Below are 2,990 nucleotides of genomic sequence, written 5' to 3'. Positions count from 1 at the left end.
CTTTTTTACTGTGTTTTATTGCTTAAATCAAACCGCACAACGGGTTAAAATGTGTTTTTACTAAAACCTCTAACATCCTGTTGGATGTATAAATCACGTGTCACATTATGTATTCCTAAATTACCGATCGCATCAAAAAGTTTTGAATCCTCAGTGTTTTTGAAGAAAATGGTTTGCTTATTTGCAGGCATAACGTCTACAACGAACTGAAACCCTACAAAATCTTCCGCGATGTAAATATTTACATAAAAGAACTGTTCATTAGAGTTAAAACGGTGCTTAAAATGATTTATAAATACATTTGCATAATTGGAAAGATTTGCAGTATCAATTTCATTTTGCGTTGATAATGCCCGGAAGATATTATTATTTCCATACCCCGTTTCTTCATACCTTTTTAAAATCGGCAATGATATTTCGGTCGCATAATTAATTAATGATTTTTCGATGTCGGTTAGATTAAAAGCATCATAAACCATTAGATTTACTTCGCTTTCTAATCTATTAATTTGTTGCACTTTTTCATTGTAGTTGTGATCTTGCAAAAACAATTCGCTTAGTTCACTATATTTTTTTTGCAAGTCCATTACTATTTCTGCAAGTGATTGATCTTCAATTGCTGGAGCAGAAAATATTTCTTGAAAATCCGCTCGCGTTCTATCGATACCTGCTGACGAACTTGTTTGCAATAAGTAGTATGTAAAGAATTTTGAATTTACTATACCAGCGATGCTTTTTAAAGCTAAAGAAGTATTTTGATGCTGGGAAAATCCAACCTGAGTTTTAATTGAACAGACGGTTGATGTAAATGCAATGTTTTTATTACTGTATGCAGCTACAGCTTTGAAATCTTCAAGCAAACCTTTTTTTACAAGTAATTTTTCGCCAGTGAAATAGTGAATGTCGGGCAAATACCCAACATTCCCTTCAGCATCAATTAAATTTCGTTCAGTCGATCGATTTTGATTTTTAGTCCTAATTTCCTGAACAGTAACATCCCATGTTTGGGAAGGGGCTGCATGATAGGGTTGAAATTCCTTTTTAGATTCGACATTTAGAAATGGAAAATTTCGGATTTCTTCGGTACTATTCTTATTTGTTCCATCCTTAATTTTTAAACCGCCTTTATAGTCCAAATTATATTCACTCATTAAAGTTTTAATTGAGCGATAAGATTTCAACCTAAGCATAAAATAGAAATCTAACACATTTCCATGTAGCATTACTTTCCAAAGCCAATCGTGACCATTTAGACGAGGAATGAAATTCTTTTGTAATATTTTCTTAACGTCATGTTTTTCAATGACAATAGTTCTAAAGTAATTGAAAAATCTATTTGGCTTGACTGTTATGTGTGTAACGACATTGGAAATAATTTCGGCATCAGTTCTTGCGATGCTGTAAAAGAATATTGCCGGCGCCATTTTAGCTCCTTCAAATATTTGACTACCACCGACAATTTTATTATTCACCCCTGATAATTCCAAGACTTGAGTTAAAATAAAATTGCTTAAAAAATACTCACGCCATTTTTTTGCTGGAACGGAAGAATTGTAAAGGCTTTTACCAGTTACAACTAATGCAATTTTTAAATTTGGATTAATTGCAAATTCACTTACCCGAATCAAAAATGCTTGTGATATCTCCTTGTTTCCAATTGCCAAAGGCAGTTCAGGATGGATCACGTTTACAATCGACTGTTCGCCAATTTCAAGTTGCCGAACTTTACGGTCAGAAATGTATTTTTCATAGCAAGACATTTTTACTTCGCCCCAAGGCGGGTTTCCGATTATAAAATCCAGCCTTGTATCAGTTGAAAATTTTTCGTTAAAAATGGCAGTGCGGTTAAAAAAGTCATATTCGCTCCCTCCAAAAAGATTTATGTGTTTAAGTTTTTCAAATGTAAAATCTTCAATTTCTTTTGGCGATTTGTAATCTAAAAGTGTTATGTATAATGAAAAAATGGTGATTTCAATTGCATCTTCATCGATATCAATCCCAAAAATATTGTTTTTAACTAATTCCCACAATCTATCATTACTAAGCTTCTCTACAGGAGCCATAACCTTTAGTTCTTTCTCAATGATTTTTCGTAGCGTTTCCACTAAAAAAATTCCAGACCCACATGATGGATCTAGGACTTTACAGTCAGAAGAGCGCGAATTTTCTAAATACGGGCTTACGGTTTGGGAAAGGATATAATCTACGATAAATGGCGGCGTGTAGTATGCCTTAATCTCGAATTGCTTCGTTGTTGAGTAAAAATTCTCTAAAAGTACATTCTGATTCTCATCTTCCTTACCTATAAAGTTTTCATATATATTACTGATCAATTCCACAGGAATGATTTCAAAATCATAAACCATAAACAATGATTTTTGAACGAAATAACCTTTGTAAGTTGATCCAGATTTAAAGAAAGACGAACCAGAAAATAAATCATACAATACTACCAGGTGTTCATCTTTTACACTTTCCTGCTCATGGTGAATAAAAATTTCGCCCGTCTCGCTATCAACCAATTCTTCAGTTAATGGAAATAAATCCCCACTAAACTTCGAGTTTAAATATCCAAAGAAACTGTAAAGTTTTTCTTTGGATTTTATCATCTCATTGAGACTAATCTGTCTGCTAATTTTCTCATCTCCTTGCAAAAACTGTTGACCAGTAAACTCAACACGTCTATCTATCAAGTATCTGATAAAAAGTAATCTGCCAATTAACCTATTTGCAATTTTTGGAGGGAGCTGGAGTCCGTCATTTGCAATTAAAATCCTGCGTGCATCAATTATATTGTTTAAAAGATACCTATCAACCTTTGGAACATTTTTGTAATGCTTATCATAAAGTGACTTCCATGTTTTTCCTAAAGTAAGATTTATTAAAGAAAATATATTAACCCGTTGTGCGGTTTGATTTAAGCAATAAAACACAGTAAAAAAGGTGTGCATAATACCGAAATTCAGTATATTAAATAAGATTCTGAGTTT

Annotated in this window: 1 protein-coding gene; it reads right to left on the bottom strand. The window is 32.8% G+C overall.

Annotation, left to right across the window (positions count from 1 at the left end):
• Positions 1-44: 44 nt before the first annotated feature.
• Complete coding sequence (locus BLP55_RS16355; protein WP_139149801.1) at positions 45-2,951, bottom strand: Eco57I restriction-modification methylase domain-containing protein; 2,907 nt, start codon at positions 2,949-2,951, stop codon at positions 45-47.
• Positions 2,952-2,990 lie beyond the last annotated feature (39 nt).

The sequence above is a fragment of the Flavobacterium caeni genome (assembly GCF_900101895.1).
In the GTDB taxonomy this organism is placed as follows: domain Bacteria; phylum Bacteroidota; class Bacteroidia; order Flavobacteriales; family Flavobacteriaceae; genus Flavobacterium; species Flavobacterium caeni.
This window is presented reverse-complemented; position numbering and strand designations above follow the sequence as displayed.

Bases quoted from the DNA above. Each gene is read 5' to 3' on its own strand.
- BLP55_RS16355 (WP_139149801.1), bottom strand. From the start codon at position 2,951: ATGCACACCTTTTTTACTGTGTTTTATTGCTTAAATCAAACCGCACAA.